Source organism: Streptomyces sp. NPDC018947, assembly GCF_044390505.1.
Lineage (GTDB): Bacteria > Actinomycetota > Actinomycetes > Streptomycetales > Streptomycetaceae > Streptomyces.
Genome location: NZ_JBIRZD010000011.1, coordinates 182,656 through 198,744, shown reverse-complemented (window position 1 = coordinate 198,744; position 16,089 = coordinate 182,656). Strand labels below are relative to the sequence as shown.

General features: G+C 71.1%; 18 protein-coding genes. 3 read left to right on the top strand and 15 right to left on the bottom strand.

The features are described from left to right. Positions 1 to 73: 73 nt before the first annotated feature. The 4 genes from ACH499_RS22040 to ACH499_RS22025 all read right to left on the bottom strand — a co-directional run bounded on the left by ACH499_RS22040 (position 74) and on the right by ACH499_RS22025 (position 4,612). Complete coding sequence (locus ACH499_RS22040) at positions 74 to 445, bottom strand: holo-ACP synthase (RefSeq protein WP_356197807.1); 372 nt, start codon at positions 443 to 445, stop codon at positions 74 to 76. An 18-nt stretch (positions 446 to 463) separates the two neighbouring features. Next, positions 464 to 2,311, bottom strand: coding sequence for a glutamine--fructose-6-phosphate transaminase (isomerizing) (gene glmS, locus ACH499_RS22035; protein ID WP_399017709.1), 1,848 nt, complete (start codon positions 2,309 to 2,311; stop codon positions 464 to 466). A 117-nt stretch (positions 2,312 to 2,428) separates the two neighbouring features. Continuing rightward, positions 2,429 to 3,631 carry an acyltransferase family protein gene (locus ACH499_RS22030; protein WP_399017707.1) on the bottom strand — a complete coding sequence of 401 codons (1,203 nt, stop codon included), beginning with the start codon at positions 3,629 to 3,631 and terminating at the stop codon, positions 2,429 to 2,431. A gap of 204 nt (positions 3,632 to 3,835) precedes the next feature. Continuing rightward, positions 3,836 to 4,612 carry a hypothetical protein gene (locus ACH499_RS22025; protein ID WP_399017705.1) on the bottom strand — a complete coding sequence of 259 codons (777 nt, stop codon included), beginning with the start codon at positions 4,610 to 4,612 and terminating at the stop codon, positions 3,836 to 3,838. 220 nt (positions 4,613 to 4,832) lie between these two features. Here ACH499_RS22025 and coaA point away from each other — a divergent pair, with 220 nt between their 5' ends. Both coaA and ACH499_RS22015 read left to right on the top strand, forming a co-directional pair. Then, positions 4,833 to 5,801 carry a type I pantothenate kinase gene (coaA, locus tag ACH499_RS22020; protein ID WP_399017703.1) on the top strand — a complete coding sequence of 323 codons (969 nt, stop codon included), beginning with the start codon at positions 4,833 to 4,835 and terminating at the stop codon, positions 5,799 to 5,801. A 32-nt stretch (positions 5,802 to 5,833) separates the two neighbouring features. After that, positions 5,834 to 6,784, top strand: a complete 951-nt coding sequence (locus ACH499_RS22015; RefSeq protein WP_399017701.1) for a DUF389 domain-containing protein — start codon at positions 5,834 to 5,836, stop codon at positions 6,782 to 6,784. A 75-nt stretch (positions 6,785 to 6,859) separates the two neighbouring features. On the opposite strand, the gene glmM is transcribed toward ACH499_RS22015, so the two are convergent. The 4 genes from glmM to ACH499_RS21995 form a co-directional block, all read right to left on the bottom strand. Further along, a complete protein-coding gene (gene glmM, locus ACH499_RS22010) occupies positions 6,860 to 8,218 on the bottom strand; it encodes a phosphoglucosamine mutase (protein WP_356197800.1) in 1,359 nt (452 codons plus the stop codon). Positions 8,219 to 8,460: 242 nt separating this feature from the next. Beyond that, on the bottom strand, positions 8,461 to 8,973 hold the full coding sequence (gene rpsI / locus ACH499_RS22005; protein WP_356197799.1) for a 30S ribosomal protein S9: 513 nt from the start codon (positions 8,971 to 8,973) through the stop codon (positions 8,461 to 8,463). A 42-nt stretch (positions 8,974 to 9,015) separates the two neighbouring features. Next, positions 9,016 to 9,459, bottom strand: a complete 444-nt coding sequence (gene rplM / locus ACH499_RS22000; RefSeq protein ID WP_356197797.1) for a 50S ribosomal protein L13 — start codon at positions 9,457 to 9,459, stop codon at positions 9,016 to 9,018. Between the two features lie 207 nt (positions 9,460 to 9,666). After that, complete coding sequence (locus ACH499_RS21995; RefSeq protein WP_356197794.1) at positions 9,667 to 10,872, bottom strand: glycosyltransferase 87 family protein; 1,206 nt, start codon at positions 10,870 to 10,872, stop codon at positions 9,667 to 9,669. A 74-nt stretch (positions 10,873 to 10,946) separates the two neighbouring features. On the opposite strand from ACH499_RS21995, the gene ACH499_RS21990 reads away from it, so the two are divergent. Continuing rightward, positions 10,947 to 11,831 (top strand): hypothetical protein, encoded by an 885-nt coding sequence (locus tag ACH499_RS21990; RefSeq protein WP_399017697.1) that lies wholly within the window; start codon positions 10,947 to 10,949, stop codon positions 11,829 to 11,831. A 4-nt stretch (positions 11,832 to 11,835) separates the two neighbouring features. Here the strand turns inward: ACH499_RS21990 and truA are convergent, their stop codons facing one another. The 7 genes from truA to infA form a co-directional block, all read right to left on the bottom strand. Beyond that, positions 11,836 to 12,690: a tRNA pseudouridine(38-40) synthase TruA gene (gene truA / locus ACH499_RS21985; protein ID WP_356197790.1), complete on the bottom strand. Its 855-nt coding sequence runs from the start codon at positions 12,688 to 12,690 to the stop codon at positions 11,836 to 11,838. 142 nt (positions 12,691 to 12,832) lie between these two features. After that, entirely contained in the window at positions 12,833 to 13,321 is a 489-nt protein-coding gene (gene rplQ / locus ACH499_RS21980) for a 50S ribosomal protein L17 (RefSeq protein ID WP_356197788.1), read from the bottom strand. A 168-nt stretch (positions 13,322 to 13,489) separates the two neighbouring features. Further along, a complete protein-coding gene (locus ACH499_RS21975; protein WP_003966937.1) occupies positions 13,490 to 14,512 on the bottom strand; it encodes a DNA-directed RNA polymerase subunit alpha in 1,023 nt (340 codons plus the stop codon). A 116-nt stretch (positions 14,513 to 14,628) separates the two neighbouring features. Then, the gene (gene rpsK / locus ACH499_RS21970; protein WP_003956432.1) at positions 14,629 to 15,033 is read right to left on the bottom strand and encodes a 30S ribosomal protein S11; all 405 of its coding nucleotides are present in this window, start codon (positions 15,031 to 15,033) and stop codon (positions 14,629 to 14,631) included. Between the two features lie 66 nt (positions 15,034 to 15,099). Beyond that, on the bottom strand, positions 15,100 to 15,480 hold the full coding sequence (rpsM, locus tag ACH499_RS21965) for a 30S ribosomal protein S13 (protein ID WP_004984507.1): 381 nt from the start codon (positions 15,478 to 15,480) through the stop codon (positions 15,100 to 15,102). Between the two features lie 188 nt (positions 15,481 to 15,668). After that, positions 15,669 to 15,782 carry a 50S ribosomal protein L36 gene (gene rpmJ / locus ACH499_RS21960; protein WP_003974245.1) on the bottom strand — a complete coding sequence of 38 codons (114 nt, stop codon included), beginning with the start codon at positions 15,780 to 15,782 and terminating at the stop codon, positions 15,669 to 15,671. 63 nt (positions 15,783 to 15,845) lie between these two features. Beyond that, positions 15,846 to 16,067, bottom strand: coding sequence for a translation initiation factor IF-1 (infA, locus tag ACH499_RS21955; RefSeq protein WP_003948620.1), 222 nt, complete (start codon positions 16,065 to 16,067; stop codon positions 15,846 to 15,848). Positions 16,068 to 16,089: the final 22 nt, after the last annotated feature.

The following is a 16,089-nucleotide window of genomic DNA, read 5'->3' as shown; positions in this document are numbered from 1 at the left end:
GGGCCGCCCTGCGCAGCCCACGAACCCGGCACCGGCCGCGACCCCGGGTCCCCGCGAGCCCCCACCCCCCGGCCTACCCCTCCGCGATCACCACCGCCGAGGCCACCCCCGCGTCGTGGCTCAGCGACACGTGCCACGACCTCACCCCCAGTTCCGCCGCCCGCGCCGCCACCGTCCCGGTCACCCGCAGCCGTGGCCGCCCGCTGTCCTCGACGTACACCTCGGCGTCCGTCCACAGCAGTCCCGCCGGCGCGCCGAGGGCCTTGGCCAGCGCCTCCTTCGCCGCGAAGCGGGCGGCGAGCGAGGCGACGCCCCGGCGTTCGCCGCCCGGCAGCAGCAACTCGCTGTCCAGGAAAAGCCGTCGTGCCATGGCCGGCGTGCGCTCCAGCGACGCCCGGAACCGCTCGATCTCGGCCACGTCGATCCCGACCCCGATGATGCTCATGCCGGGCAGCCTAGAACCTCACTCCACGGTGACCGACTTCGCCAGGTTCCTCGGCTGGTCCACCTCGTTGCCGCGGGCCGTGGCCAGTTCGCAGGCGAAGACCTGCAACGGGACGGTGGCGACCAGCGGTTGCAGCAGCGTCGGCGTCGCGGGGACGCGGACGAGGTGGTCGGCGTAGGGGACGACCGCCTCGTCGCCCTCCTCGGCGATGACGATGGTCCGGGCGCCCCGGGCGCGGATCTCCTGGATGTTCGACACGATCTTGTCGTGGAGCACGGAACGGCCGCGCGGCGACGGGACGACCACGACGACCGGCAGGTCCTCCTCGATCAGCGCGATCGGCCCGTGCTTCAGCTCGCCCGCCGCGAAGCCCTCGGCGTGCATGTACGCCAGCTCCTTGAGCTTCAGGGCGCCTTCGAGCGCGACGGGGTAGCCGACGTGCCGGCCCAGGAACAGCACCGTGTTCTTGTGGGAGAGCGAGCGCGCCAGTTCCCGCACCGGCTCCATGGTCTCCAGGACCCGCTCGACCGCGCCGGACATCCGGGAGAGGTCGCGAACCACGTCCCGGATCTCGTCGCCGTACTTCGTGCCACGCACCTGGCCGAGGTAGAGGGCGACCAGGTAGCAGGCGACGAGCTGGGTCAGGAACGCCTTCGTCGAGGCGACGGCGACCTCGGGACCGGCGTGCGTGTAGAGCACCGCGTCGGACTCGCGCGGGATGGTGGAACCGTTGGTGTTGCAGATGGCCAGCACCTTGGCGCCCTGTTCGCGGGCGTGCCGCAGGGCCATGAGGGTGTCCATGGTCTCGCCGGACTGGGAGATGGCGACGACCAGGGTCCGCTGGTCGAGGATGGGGTCGCGGTAGCGGAACTCGCTGGCCAGCTCCACCTCGCAGGGGATGCGGGTCCAGTGCTCGATGGCGTACTTGGCGATCAGCCCGGAGTGGAAGGCCGTGCCGCAGGCGACGATGACGACCTTGTCGACCTCGCGCAGCACCTGCGGCGGGATGCGCACCTCGTCCAGGCTCAGGGTGCCGGAGCCGTCGATGCGGCCGAGGAGGGTGTCGGCGACCGCCTTGGGCTGCTCGGCGATCTCCTTGAGCATGAAGTAGTCGTAGCCGCCCTTCTCGGCGGCCGAGGCGTCCCAGTCGACGTGGTACGAGCGCACGTCCGCCGGGCTGCCGTCGAAGCCGGTGACCGTCACGCCGTCCCGGCGCAGCTCGACGACCTGGTCCTGGCCCAGCTCGACGGCGTCCCGGGTGTGGGCGATGAACGCGGCGACGTCGGAGGCGAGGAAGGCTTCGCCGTCCCCGACGCCGACCACGAGGGGCGAGTTGCGCCGGGCGCCCACGACGACGTCCGGCTCGTCGGCGTGCACGGCGACCAGCGTGAAGGCGCCCTCCAGGCGGCGGCACACCAGCCGCATCGACTCGGCCAGGTCGGCGCAGGCGGAGTACTCCTCGGCGAGCAGGTGGGCGACGACCTCGGTGTCGGTCTCGGAGACCAGCTCGTGGCCGCGCTCCTCCAGCTCGGCCCGCAGGTGCGCGAAGTTCTCGATGATGCCGTTGTGGACCACGGCCACCCGCCCGGCGTTGTCGAGGTGCGGGTGGGCGTTGGCGTCGGTGGGTCCGCCGTGCGTGGCCCAGCGGGTGTGGCCGATGCCGGTCGCGGCGGCCGGCAGGGGGCGTTCGGCCAGCTCCTTGTCGAGGTTGACGAGCTTGCCGGCCCGCTTGGCGGTGGCGAGCCCGCCGTCGGCGAGCACCGCGACGCCGGCCGAGTCGTATCCCCGGTACTCCAGCCGCTTGAGTCCGGCCACCACGACATCGAGTGCCGACTGCGACCCCACGTATCCCACGATTCCGCACATGACCGGCAGCCTACGGTCAGGTTCGATCACGAACCCGTTGTCGCGTGCCCGAAATCGGAAATTCCCACCGGGGTACGAACGCCGTGGCGGGCCCGCTCGCGGGCCGCCCGACCGCTGTCAGCGGCGTCGCGCCGGCTGGTTCCAGCCGAAGTCGGCGCTCTTGAGCCACCGCCGCGAGGCCACGGCCAGGGGGCGCTCGACGAAGCGCTGGACGACGTACGACAAGGCGATCAGTCCCGCCGTGGTCGCCCCCACCAGCACCCACGGGTCCGCGCGGTCCGCGTAGCGGTGCAGGACGGTGATGCCGATGATGTCGTGCAGCAGGTACAGCGGGAAGGTCAGCGTTCCCGCGACGGTCAGCCAGCGCCAGCGGATCCTGCTGGACCAGCCGAGCGCGATCGCGGCGATCAGGGCGAAGAACACCGTGGTCACGAGGATCAGCGAGCTGTACGACGGCGACCAGGTCTCCCAGCTGATGCGGCCGCCGCGCGGGGCCAGCAGGAAGTGCAGCGCCAGCAGCCACGACATCGCGACGACACCCCACAGCAGCGGCGTCGGCCGGAAGCGGTACATGAGGTAGAACGCCATGCCGGCGATGAAGTACGGGGCGGACTGCGGGTTGACCAGGAGCGTGAGCAACGGCAGGTCGGCGGCCGGGGCGAGCACCGCGGCCACGGTCCACAGCCCGGCGAAGACGACCACGCGCTGGTAGGTGAGGCCCTTCCAGACCACGACCGAGAAGGTCAGGTAGAAGCAGAGCTCCGGCCAGAGCGTCCAGTACACCGCGTCGAGATTGTTGACGCCCAGCGGCCGCTGCATCATCGTGAGGTTCGCGAAGATCACCCGCGGGTCGCGGTCCGCGAACGGGGTGTCGACGAAGAACAGCACGCCCGCGGAGATCAGGATCGCCACCCAGTACATGGGGTACAGGCGGGTGACGCGCGAGATGAAGAAGTCGCGCGGAGTCCGGCCCCACGCGCTCATGCAGATCACGAAGCCGCTGATCAGGAAGAACAGGTCGACCCCGAACTGGCCGTACGCGAAGTACCCGTGAACCCGGGGGAAGGTCTCCTGGTACGGCCGCCCCCAGAAGACCTCCATCGTCCGGGGCTTCTGACCGACGAAGTGGAAGAGCACCACCGCGAGCGCCGCCAGGAACCGCAGCCCGTCCAGCGCGGCGAGCCGGCCGCCGCCGCGGACGGACGCACCGGCCTCGACGGGCACCCGCGCCGCTTCCGCCAAGGGCGTCTGCGCCGCCGGGCCCCGCCCGGATCCCCCTTCGGCGTCGTCGACGACAGTCGTTCTCTCCGTCTGGGTCATCCTCCACCGTTCCGGTGTCGTCCTCGTTGACAGGGGCGGTGCTCCGCTCGGTCCGGACAAGACCTGCGGGCCACCGGGCCGCCCTGGTCCCGCGAACCCCTCGGCCCGGCGGCGCGGGCACACCGGCCAGGGCGCCACACGGCGGAACGATAGCCTCACGGCATCGCTCCGCGGCGGGCGCCCCGCCCTCGCGCGCCGCGGTGCTCAGCCCAGCTTGGCGAGCTGGGCGTCGCTGATCTCCGTCGGGAACGGGAAGTCCTTGCCGGTGGCGGCCGCGGACAGGTTGAGGACGACGAAGGAGGCGACGGTGGAGCCCTTGCGGCTGACCAGGGCCTTGACCGGGAAGGAGTCGCCCTCGTCGCCGACCACGGTCAGCGTCACCGCGACCGACTCGTCCCCGCCGCCGGGCGCCTTGTCCTCGGTCACCTTGGCGACCTTGGCCTTCTGGCCCGCCGCGGTGTAACCGAAGCCGCCGGCGCAGGTGCCGAGGGAGGCCTTGAGATCCTCGACGACCGACTCGGCGCCGCCGTCCTCGTAGGAGGAGAGCATGACCAGCACCTTGTCCAGGTCGAACGCGTCGCCGAGGGCCTCCTCGGTCAGCTCGTCCCCGGACGGCTTCTTCGGCTCCTCGGTCCAGGACCGCTTCACCGTGGCCGCCGGCTCGCCCGCGGCGACGCCGGTCTGGGCGTAGGCGAGCGGCGCGCACGCCTCCTGCTCCGCCTTCACCTTGTCCTGACCGATGTCGTCCGTGGCGGCGGCCTTGGTGACCTTGCCGTTCTTGACGTCGGCCTGGGCGAGGACGGCCGTCTCCAGCTCGGCGGCGGTCAGCGCCTTGGCCGCCGCGGCGCTCTCGCCGCCCTTGGCCTTGCCGTCGGCGGCCTTGTCACCGTCGTCGGACGATCCGCCGCAGGCGGTCACGAGGAGGGCCAGGGCGGCGGCGGAGGCCGCGAGGGCGGTGCGGCGGACAGCGGTCGATGTCACGTGGGGGCTCTTTCTGCCAGTACTGCGGAGGGGCTCCGCATGTTTCGCGCGCACTCTACGCACAGGGAATCCACAGTCGATCAACGAGGATCCACCCGGTATCCGACCGTGACGTGTACGTGATCATGACAGGACCGGCGCGGCTTCGGCGTGACGCAGCACACCCGCCGCCCTGTTCGAACTCCGTTAACAATGGACTGTGATCTCTCCGGTCCCCTCGATGCCCCGGAGCGCCCACCGGCAGCGGCCGGAGGCGACTCCCTACGTCGACCTCACCCGTTCCGAGTGGAGCGCGCTGCGCGACAAGACGCCGCTGCCGCTCACCGCCGAGGAGGTCGAGAAGCTGCGCGGCCTCGGCGACGTCATCGACCTCGACGAGGTGCGGGACATCTACCTCCCGCTGTCCCGGCTGCTCAACCTCTACGTCGGTGCCACGGACGGGCTGCGCGGCGCGCTGAACACGTTCCTCGGCGAGCAGGGCTCCCAGTCGGGCACGCCCTTCGTCATAGGGGTCGCCGGCTCGGTCGCGGTCGGCAAGTCCACCGTCGCCCGCCTGCTCCAGGCGCTGCTGTCCCGCTGGCCCGAGCATCCGCGCGTCGAGCTGGTCACCACCGACGGCTTCCTGCTGCCCACCAAGGAGCTGGAGGCCCGCGGCCTGATGTCGCGGAAAGGTTTCCCCGAGTCGTACGACCGCCGGGCGCTGACCCGTTTCGTCGCCGACATCAAGGCGGGCAAGGCCGAGGTGACCGCCCCCGTCTACTCCCACCTCATCTACGACATCGTCCCGGACGAGAAGCTGGTGGTGCGCCGCCCCGACATCCTGATCGTCGAGGGCCTGAACGTGCTCCAGCCCGCGCTGCCCGGCAAGGACGGCCGCACCAGGGTCGGTCTCGCCGACTACTTCGACTTCAGCGTGTACGTCGACGCGCGCACCGAGGACATCGAGCGGTGGTACCTCAGCCGCTTCCGCAAGCTGCGGGCGACCGCGTTCCAGAACCCGTCCTCGTACTTCCGCAGGTACACCCAGGTGTCGGAGGAGGAGGCCCTCGACTACGCCCGCACCACCTGGCGCACCATCAACAAGCCGAACCTGCTGGAGAACGTGGCCCCCACCCGCGGCCGGGCGACCCTGATCCTGCGCAAGGGGCCGGACCACAAGGTGCAGCGCCTGCGCCTGCGGAAGCTGTGACGCCGCCCGCCGGCTGCCGGTAGAAATACCGGATGCTGCATCTGCGCCTGATCACCCCGGCCGACCGGACCGACGAGGTGGTGCACCTGATCGGCCGGACGGTCGGCACCGCTCACCTCGTCGTCCTGCCCGGCGCCGCCCGCGATCCCGAGGGCGACGTCGTCCTGTGCGACGTGGCCCGCGAGGCGGCCGACGAACTCATCGGGCGGCTGAGGGCGCTGGACCTCGACGACTGCGGCGCCATCACCGCCGAGAACCTCGACCTGTCGCTGTCCAGGCGCGCCGACAGGGCCGAGGAGGACGCCCCCGGCGAGCCCGCGGACGCGGTGCTGTGGGAGCAGTTGCGGGAGGCGACGCAGGAGGAGTCGACGCTGTCGGTCACCTACGTCGCCTTCATCACGCTGGCCACGATGATCGCGGCGTGCGGTGTGGTGCTCGACAACGCCGTACTGATCGTCGGCGCGATGGCGGTCGGGCCGGAGTTCGGCCCGCTGGCCGGCATCTGCACGGCCCTCGTGCAACGGGCGGGGCGCCCGGCACTGCGCTCGGTGACCGCGCTGCTGGTGGGCTTCGCGGTGGCGATGGCGGTGACGGCAGGCTTCAGCCTGGTCATGGCCGCCTTCGGTCTGTTCAGCGAGGCCAAGCTGGAGGGCGACCGGCCCAACACCGGCTTCGTCTACGCCCCCGACGCCTTCTCCTTCGTGGTGGCGGTCCTCGCCGGTGTCGCGGGCGTGCTGTCCCTGACCTCGGCGAAGTCCGGTGCCCTGGTGGGCGTCGCCATCTCCGTCACCACGGTCCCGGCCGCCGCGAACGCGGCCGTGGCCCTGAGCTTCGGCGACACCCGGCAGACCGTGGGCTCGTCCGAGCAGCTCCTGCTCAACCTGTCCGGCATCGTCCTGGCCGGCACCCTGACCCTGTTGGTCCAGAAGGCCCTGTGGGCGACGCTGCGCGGCCGTCCGACCAAGACCGACAACGCCGGGTGAGTGAATCCCGAAGGGGCGGGGCAACCGCGCGGCCGGCCCCGGACAGGACCCCCGCCCCGCACCGCCCCCGCGGAACTACCCCAGCGCCGACTTCACCGAATCGGCCAGCCGCCCCGCGACGGCCCGGGCCTGCTCGATGTCGGCCGCCTCGACCATCACCCGCACCAACGGCTCGGTCCCGGAGGGACGCAGCAGCACCCGCCCGGTGCTTCCCAGCTCCCGCTCCGCCTCCGTGACGGCGGTCGCCAGCTCCGCGGAGGTCGTGACCCGCGCCTTGTCCACGTCGGGCACGTTGATCAGCACCTGCGGCAGCCGCTCCATGACGGACGCGAGGTCCTGGAGCGAACGGCCGGTCTGCGCGACCCGCGCCGCCAGCATCAGGCCGGTGAGCGTGCCGTCGCCGGTGGTGGCGTGGTCGAGGATGATGACGTGGCCGGACTGCTCGCCGCCGAGGGCGTAGCCCTTGGCCTTCATCTCCTCCAGGACGTACCGGTCGCCGACCGACGTCTGCACGAACCGGATGCCCTCGCGCTCCATGGCGAGCTTGAAGCCCAGGTTCGACATGACGGTGGCGACGACGGTGTCCTCGCGCAGGGCGTTCCGCTCCCGCATCGCCAGCGCGAGCACGGCGAGGATCTGGTCGCCGTCCACCTCGGCGCCGGTGTGGTCCACGGCCAGGCAGCGGTCGGCGTCCCCGTCGTGGGCGATGCCGAGGTCGGCGCCGTGCTCGACGACGGCGGCCTTGAGCAGGTCGAGGTGGGTGGAGCCGCAGCCGTCGTTGATGTTGAGGCCGTCGGGCACCGCGCCGATGGTGACGAGTTCCGCACCGGCCCGCGCGAACGCCTCCGGCGACACCCGGGAGGCCGCGCCGTGCGCCTCGTCCAGGACGATCTTCAGCCCGTCGAGCCGGTTGGGGAGCACGCCGACGAGGTGGGCGACGTACTGGTCGAGCCCCTCGTCGTAGTCGCGGACGCGGCCGACGCCGGCGCCGGTCGGGCGGTCCCACGGCGCGCCGGTGCGGTGCTCGGCGTAGACGGCCTCGATGCGGTCCTCCAGCTCGTCGGCGAGCTTGTGGCCGCCGCGGGCGAAGAACTTGATGCCGTTGTCGGGCATGGCGTTGTGGCTCGCGGAGAGCATCACACCGAGGTCGGCGCCCAGGGCGCCGGTGAGGTGGGCCACGGCGGGCGTCGGCAGCACGCCGACCCGCAGCACGTCCACGCCGGCGCTGGCCAGGCCCGCGACCACGGCGGCCTCCAGGAACTCCCCGGAGGCGCGCGGGTCCCGGCCGACGACGGCGGTCGGCCGGTGTCCGGCGAAGGTGCCCGCCTCGGCCAGTACGTGCGCCGCGGCGACGGAGAGGCCGAGCGCCAGCTCGGCCGTCAGATCCGCGTTGGCGACACCGCGCACGCCGTCCGTGCCGAAGAGTCGTCCCACTTGTCCTCCTGAGGAAACGTCAGTTCCGGAAGCGGCTGCCGGTGCGGCCCAGGCGGTCTGCTCCCGCGGTCCCGGACACGCGTCACAACGCAGCGCCCGAAAACCATCCGATCACACAAGCCTTTGAACGTCTGAGCGTCTGAACGTCTTGTGCCGTTATACGCCCAACGTCGGGGATAGACGAACGCCCCGGCAGCACAGTGGCGTGCCGCCGGGGCGTTCGGAGTACAGGCAGGCGCGACTTAGCGCTTGCTGTACTGCGGGGCCTTACGGGCCTTCTTCAGACCGGCCTTCTTGCGCTCGACCGCACGGTCGTCGCGGCGCAGGAAGCCGGCCTTCTTCAGCGGGCCGCGGTTGTTGTCGACGTCCGCCTCGTTCAGCGCACGGGCGACACCGAGACGGAGCGCACCGGCCTGACCGGAGACACCGCCACCCGCGATGCGGGCGATGACGTCGTAACGGCCTTCGAGCTCGAGCACCTTGAAGGGCTCGTTGACTTCCTGCTGGTGCACCTTGTTCGGGAAGTAGTCCTCGAGGGTGCGACCGTTGATCTTCCACTTGCCGGTGCCCGGGACGATCCGGACACGGGCGATGGCGTTCTTGCGGCGGCCCAGGCCGGCGGCCGGCTGGGGCTCGCCGAAGCGGGAGGCCATGGACTCCGAGGTGTACTCGCCCTCGACGGGGACCTCGGACTCGGTGGTGTAGCTGTCGATGTCGATCTCTTCGAGCGGCTGCTCGGCAGTGGTCTCGGCCACGATGCTCCTCAGATTCTCTTCAGTCTTAGGGGGTGGCCGGACTTACTGCGCGACCTGGGTGATCTCGAACGGCTGCGGCTGCTGCGCGCCGTGCGGGTGCTGGTCACCCTTGTAGACCTTCAGCTTCGAGAGCATCTGACGGCCCAGCGTGTTCTTGGGGAGCATGCCCTTGACGGCCTTCTCGATGGCCTTCTCCGGGTTCTTCTCCAGCAGCTCGTCGTAGCGCACGGAGCGCAGACCGCCCGGGTAGCCGGAGTGGCGGTACGCCATCTTCTGGGTCCGCTTGTTGCCGGAGAGGTGCACCTTGTCGGCGTTGATGATGATGACGAAGTCACCGGTGTCGACGTGGGGCGCGTAGATCGCCTTGTGCTTGCCACGCAGGATGGAGGCGGCGGTGGAGGCCAGACGACCCAGGACGACGTCCTGAGCGTCGATGACGTGCCACTGGCGCGTCACATCGCCGGGCTTGGGGCTGTACGTACGCACGGTTCGTAGCCTTCGCTTCTTCAGTGAATGGTCCTGACAAGGTCACCGAAGACGATCACGACAGCCCTGACCGCACCGCGGTGACGCAAACCGCGTGCTGGTCGCTGGTCATCGGTCCCGGTGGACCGGTGTAAGGGCCCCTCACGTGAGAATGAGCAAGCCAATACACATACGACTGTGCAGAGTACCCGGCGTGCCCCAGCCGGGTCAAAACGGGGCCGCGGGCTCCCCGACCGGCTCCGACGGCCGGCCCGCGCCGGTGCGGTCGCCGCCCGGTTTCCGGCCGCCGAGGCCCTGCCGCGCCACCACGACCGCCAGCACCGCCAGGGTGAAGGCGTCCTTGAAGGCCCGCTGCCGCACCGGCTCCAGCCAGGGCCAGGCGAGCCCCGGCACCTGCGGCACCAGGGCGAGCCAGAACCAGGGCCCGCGCGCCACCGCGCCCGGACGCGGCAGCCCGGCGAGCAGCAGCGGCAGCACGACCAGCAGGTAGTGGTCGTAGGAGGGCCGGGAGACGAGGAACGCCGACAGCATCAGGCCCGCGCCGGTCTCGGCGTAGCGCAGCGGCCCGGCATCGGCGCGGCGCCAGCGCAGGTACGCGCACAGCACCCCGGCCCCGGACGCCGTCACGGCGAGCCCCTGCGCGAGGGGTCCCGGCACCCCGAGCCGGGGCAGCACGGCCGCCGGGGACGCCTCGTAGAGCCGTACGAACGTGTCGTCGCCGCGCAGCAGGAACGGCAGGGTACGGGTGAGGAAGCCCGCCGGGTCGGGCATCAGCAGCGCCGCCGCCCCGGAGGCCAGCGCGGGCACCAGGACGGCCGCCGCGAGGGCCCGCCACCGCCCGGCGAACACGAACAGCAGGGCCACGGGCGCCAGCAGCGGCTTGAGCGCCACGGCCGCCCCGATGACCGCGCCCGCCGCCGTCCACCGCCCCCGGCCGGCCAGCAGCAGGGACAGCGGCAGGGCCACCGCCGCCGTCACCGTCCAGTTCCCGAGCCGGACCAGGTGCCCGAACGGCGCGAAGCCCGCCGCGAGCCCGGTCAGTCCGAGGACGGCGAGGCGGCTGCCGAGCGGCACCCGGTGCAGGCGCAGCGCGCAGCCCCAGCCGACGGCCAGCAGCCCGGCCACCGCGAACGGCACCAGCACCCGCAGCACGGCCCCCGGCAGCACCGCCTGCGGCACGGCGGCCAGGACCGCGCTCGGCAGGTACAGGAAGTGCGGGTCGTCGTACGGGGAGCCGCCGGCCAGCCAGGTCCGGGCGGCCCGGACGACGATCGCGTTGTCCATGCCCCCGTCCGGGGCCGCCCGTGCCGCGCTCAGCGCCGACGCCCCCAGCACCGCCACGAGCGCCGCCCACGCGTGCCGCCCGGCGGGTCGCGCCAACCACCCGGAGATGTCGCCTTTGCCCGTCCGCATGAGGGGAACGCTAGGCGCTGCGGCCCCTTCTCAGCCGGACCAGCGCGCCTCGCGGCCCGTCTAAGATGCCGCCCATGAGCTTTGGGCAGGGGGGACCTCAGTCGCAGTGGGATCCCTGGAATCCGCACTCACAGCAGCAGCCCGGGAACGGCGGCGCGGGGGACACCCCGGACTGGGCGGCCCTCGCCGAGGCCTCCGAGGCCCGTAACAAGCGGCGTCGGCTGATGTTCATCGGCGGCGGTGCGCTGGCCACCGTGGCGGTCGCCGGTGCCGTCGCCGTGGCCGTCGTCTCGGCGAACGGTTCCGGGCAGGCGTCGAAGACGCCCTCTTCCCAGCTCCCCACGAGCGCCGGCCTGCCCAGCCAGTCGGCCGCGGGCCCGTCCTTCGCTCCGACCAGCGCGCCGCCTCCCCTGGACCCGGAGGATTTCGTCTCCAGCGTCGAGAAGGACAAGGCCCCGCTGGGCCCGGACATCCTCTTCCCGGGCACCCGGCTCACCATGGGCGACGTCGTCTACGAGAAGGGCCCGACGGCCGACACCCGCACCTGCGCCTCCGCGGCCAAGGGCACCCTGCCGAAGGCTCTGGCCGCGGGCGGCTGCACCCGGCTGATGCGCGTCACCTACACCAGGGGCGACGTCGCCGTGACCGTCGGTGTCGCCGTCTTCGACGAGGCGTCGCAGGCCCGGAAGGCCAGGGGCGAGACCGACACGAAGAGCATCGTGCGCTCGCTGTCGGGCGGCGGCGTCAAGTCCTTCTGCACGGGTGCCGTCTGCCGCTCCACCACCAACTCCTACGGCCGCTACGCCTACTTCACCATCGCGGGCTTCCCCAGCGGCGAGGACGTCACCCAGAAGTCCACGGACGTCTTCCGCGCCGGCGACGACCTGCGCGAGTTCGCCCGCCGCCAGATCCACCGCCGCGGGGAGGCCCAGGCGTCGGCGGCGGCGCAGGCCGGATAGCGGTTCAGCAGCAGCCGCCCGCGGGCAGGGAGCGCCGGTTGCGGGCCTCCTTGCTGCGGGCCGCCAGGAGGTCGTCGGCCGGGTAGCCGACCTCCTCCAGGGTCAGCCCGTGCGGCCGTACGACGTGGACGGCGGAGTCCCGGACACCGGCGGCGAGCACCTTGGCGGGCCAGTCCGGAGTGCGGTGGCCGTCGCCGACGAACAGCAGGGCCCCGATCAGGGAGCGCACCATGTTGTGGCAGAAGGCGTCGGCCCGGACGGTGGCGGTGATGACCCCGTCGTCCCCGCGCACGAGGCTCAGCTCCTGGAGCGTGCGGATCGTGGTGGCACCCTCGCGGCGCTTGCAGTAGGCGGCGAAGTCGTGCTCGCCCAGCAGCCCCCGGGCCGCCTCGTTCATGGCGTCCACGTCGAGCGGCCAGTCGTGCCACAGCACGTGGCCGCGCAGCAGCGGGTCCACGCCGCCGGGGTTGTCGGTGACCCGGTAGGCGTAGCGCCGCCAGATCGCGGAGAACCGGGCGTTGAAGCCGCTGGGCGCCTCCCTGAGGGCCCACACCCGGACGTCCCTGGAGAGCCGCCCGGCGAGCCGCTTGAGCAGCTTCCCGTGGTGTTCGACCCACACCTCGCGCGGCAGGTCGACGTGCGCGACCTGGCCCCGGGCGTGCACCCCGGCGTCGGTCCGCCCCGCCACGGTCAGCTCGTACGTCTCACGGGACCGCGTCACCGTCCGCAGCGCGTCCTCGATCTCGCCCTGCACGGTCCGCCGCCCGCCGGCCTGCTTGGCCCAGCCGGAGAACTCGGTCCCGTCGTACGACAGGTCCAGCCGCACCCGTACGAACCCGGCCTCTACTTCGTCACTCACTCGAGGATCCTCTCACCGACACGAAGGCGGGCCCGCTCCCGTGAAGGAACGGACCCGCCAACGCCCTCAAGGGGCGCGGGGAACTGCGCGACCGGACACGACGAAAGCCGCACCTGCGACCGCACAGCCACCGGCAGAACGCTTACGCGTCCTTCGACTCCTCGGCGGCGTCGTCGGCCTTGGCCGTGTCGACCTTGGTCTCGGCGGCCTCGGCGTCCTTGGCGGCACGCTTGGTGGCGGCCTCGGCCTCACCGGTGGCCTGCTGGGCCACGGTCAGCGCCTCGACCAGCTCGATGACGGCCATGGGCGCGTTGTCGCCGCGACGGTTGCCGATCTTGGTGATCCGGGTGTAGCCACCGGGACGGTTCTCGTACCGGGGACCGATCTCGGTGAAGAGCGTGTGGACGATGCTCTTGTCCGTGATGACCTGGAGCACCTGACGGCGGTTGTGAAGGTCGCCCTTCTTCGCCTTGGTGACCAGACGCTCGGCGTACGGACGCAGCTTGCGCGCCTTCGCCTCGGTCGTGGTGATGCGGCCGTGCTCGAACAGCGACTTCGCGAGGTTCGCGAGGAGCAGCTTCTCGTGCGCGGCGCTGCCGCCCAGACGGGCACCCTTGGTGGGCTTCGGCATGGTGTTTCTCCTAGGTGTCTGCCCCGGCCGTATCAGGTACCGGAGTCAGTATCCGAGCAGGCGGTCGCCTGTCGGAGATCCGGGGCGCCTTCTCGGGCGCCCCGGAGGATCCGCGCCCCGAAGGGGCGCGGGGAACCGAGCGACCGGCCACGAGGACCGGCAGCCGGATCAGTACTGCTCGGTCTCCACGAAACCGGCGTCCGCGTCGTCGTCGGCGCCGAAGGCGTCCGCGGCGGCGGTCGGGTCGAACCCGGGAGGCGAGTCCTTGAGCGCGAGGCCCATACCGGCCAGCTTCGCCTTGACCTCGTCGATCGACTTCGCACCGAAGTTGCGGATGTCGAGCAGGTCGGCCTCGGAACGCGCCACGAGCTCACCCACGGAGTGGATGCCCTCGCGCTTGAGGCAGTTGTACGACCGGACGGTCAGCTCGAGCTCCTCGATCGGGAGCGCGAGGTCGGCCGCCAGCGCCGCGTCCGTCGGGGACGGACCCATGTCGATGCCCTCGGCGTCGATGTTCAGCTCGCGGGCGAGACCGAACAGCTCGACCAGGGTCTTGCCGGCGGACGCCATGGCGTCGCGCGGCCGCATGGCCTGCTTCGTCTCGACGTCGACGATCAGCTTGTCGAAGTCGGTGCGCTGCTCGACACGCGTGGCCTCGACCTTGTACGTGACCTTGAGAACCGGCGAGTAGATCGAGTCGACCGGGATACGGCCGATCTCCTGGCCCACCTGCTTGTTCTGCACGGCGGAGACGTAACCGCGACCGCGCTCGACGGTCAGCTCCATCTCCAGCTTGCCCTTGCCGTTGAGCGTGGCGAGGACGAGGTCGGGGTTGTGCACCTCGACACCGGCCGGGGGCGCGATGTCGGCGGCGGTGACCAGACCCGGGCCCTGCTTGCGCAGGTACATCACGACCGGCTCGTCGTGCTCCGAGGAGACCACGAGCTGCTTGATGTTGAGGATGAGGTCGGTGACGTCCTCCTTGACGCCCGGCACGGTGGTGAACTCGTGCAGGACGCCGTCGATGCGGATGCTGGTGACAGCAGCGCCGGGGATCGACGACAGGAGGGTGCGGCGGAGGGAGTTGCCGAGGGTGTAGCCGAAGCCCGGCTCCAGCGGCTCGATGACGAACCGGGAGCGGAACTCGTCGACGACCTCTTCGGTCAACGAGGGACGCTGAGCGATCAGCATGTGGTGATCCTTCAGTCAGGGGCGCCCGCTATTTGACGCCCGACTCTGTACTGCAAGGGTACGGGCGGCACGACCCGAAAGAGCCGTACCGCCCGGAAATCCCTGGCGAAGCGAGGTCAGACGCGACGACGCTTCGGCGGACGGCAGCCGTTGTGCGGGGTGGGCGTGACGTCCTGGATGGAGCCGACCTCGAGGCCGGTCGCCTGGAGGGAGCGGATCGCGGTCTCACGACCGGAGCCCGGGCCCTTGACGAACACGTCGACCTTGCGCATGCCGTGCTCCTGGGCGCGGCGGGCAGCCGACTCGGCGGCCATCTGCGCGGCGAACGGCGTGGACTTCCGGGAGCCCTTGAAGCCGACGTGGCCGGCGGAGGCCCAGGAGATCACGTTGCCGGACGGGTCCGTGATCGACACGATGGTGTTGTTGAACGTGCTCTTGATGTGCGCGTGGCCGTGAGCGACGTTCTTCTTTTCCTTGCGGCGCACCTTCTTGGCAGCGCCCTGACGTCCCTTGGGGGGCATGTCGTTCTCCTACGGGAGGTGGTCGGTCCTACAGCGAAGACCGCTGGACGGCGAGTCCGCTGCGGACTACTTCTTGCCCGGCTTCTTCTTACCGGCGATGGCGCGACGCGGGCCCTTGCGGGTGCGGGCGTTGGTGCTGGTGCGCTGACCGCGGACGGGCAGACCGCGGCGGTGACGCAGACCCTGGTAGGTGCCGATCTCGACCTTGCGGCGGATGTCGGCCTGGATCTCGCGACGGAGGTCACCCTCGGTCTTGATGTTGTTGTCGACGTACTCGCGGATCGCGACGAGCTGCTCCTCGGAGAGGTCGCGGACGCGGGTGTTCGGGTCGACGCCGGTGGCGGCCAGCGTCTGCTGCGAAAGGGTCCGGCCGATGCCGAACACGTAGGTGAGGGCGATCTCCACGCGCTTTTCGCGCGGGATGTCAACACCGGAAACGCGTGCCATTCAATGGCTCCAGTTGATTGTCGGAGGTCTTCCACAGAACCGGTTCCCGGCCGCCGTATCAGGTACGAACCGGGTCCCCGGCCTCCGAACCGGGGGTGTCGGGCACCTGGGTGCCCGGGTCCTGCGTATGAACATGTTCAGCTCGCGTCGCGCGAAGTCATGCGAATCGCGGAGGGAACGGTCGTGCGTCAGCCCTGGCGCTGCTTGTGGCGCGGGTTGTCGCAGATGACCATGACCCGACCGTGACGGCGGATCACCCTGCACTTGTCGCAGATCTTCTTGACGCTCGGCTTGACCTTCATGGGGTGAGGTTCTCCGGGTCAGTTGCCGGCGGCCCCACGGAGACCGCGGGGCGTGGGCAAGATCTACTTGTACCGGTAGACGATCCGGCCACGCGTCAGGTCGTACGGAGACAGCTCCACCACGACCCGGTCGTCAGGGAGGATGCGGATGTAGTGCATGCGCATCTTGCCGCTGATGTGTGCCAGGACCTGGTGGCCGTTCTGGAGCTCGACCTTGAACATGGCGTTCGGAAGAGACTCGACGACAGTGCCCTCGATCTCGATGGCACCTTGCTTCTTGGCCACGCTTCGCCCTTCGAATCGACTA

Excerpts from the sequence above, each read along its gene's own strand:
- ACH499_RS22040 (WP_356197807.1), bottom strand. The coding sequence starts at position 445 with ATGAGCATCATCGGGGTCGGGATCGACGTGGCCGAGATCGAGCGGTTC.
- glmS (WP_399017709.1), bottom strand. The coding sequence starts at position 2,311 with ATGTGCGGAATCGTGGGATACGTGGGGTCGCAGTCGGCACTCGATGTC.
- ACH499_RS22030 (WP_399017707.1), bottom strand. The coding sequence starts at position 3,631 with ATGACCCAGACGGAGAGAACGACTGTCGTCGACGACGCCGAAGGGGGA.
- coaA (WP_399017703.1), top strand. The coding sequence starts at position 4,833 with ATGCCCCGGAGCGCCCACCGGCAGCGGCCGGAGGCGACTCCCTACGTC.
- ACH499_RS22015 (WP_399017701.1), top strand. The coding sequence starts at position 5,834 with ATGCTGCATCTGCGCCTGATCACCCCGGCCGACCGGACCGACGAGGTG.
- ACH499_RS21995 (WP_356197794.1), bottom strand. The coding sequence starts at position 10,872 with ATGCGGACGGGCAAAGGCGACATCTCCGGGTGGTTGGCGCGACCCGCC.
- ACH499_RS21990 (WP_399017697.1), top strand. The coding sequence starts at position 10,947 with ATGAGCTTTGGGCAGGGGGGACCTCAGTCGCAGTGGGATCCCTGGAAT.
- rplQ (WP_356197788.1), bottom strand. The coding sequence starts at position 13,321 with ATGCCGAAGCCCACCAAGGGTGCCCGTCTGGGCGGCAGCGCCGCGCAC.
- ACH499_RS21975 (WP_003966937.1), bottom strand. The coding sequence starts at position 14,512 with ATGCTGATCGCTCAGCGTCCCTCGTTGACCGAAGAGGTCGTCGACGAG.
- rpsK (WP_003956432.1), bottom strand. The coding sequence starts at position 15,033 with ATGCCCCCCAAGGGACGTCAGGGCGCTGCCAAGAAGGTGCGCCGCAAG.
- rpsM (WP_004984507.1), bottom strand. The coding sequence starts at position 15,480 with ATGGCACGCGTTTCCGGTGTTGACATCCCGCGCGAAAAGCGCGTGGAG.
- rpmJ (WP_003974245.1), bottom strand. The coding sequence starts at position 15,782 with ATGAAGGTCAAGCCGAGCGTCAAGAAGATCTGCGACAAGTGCAGGGTG.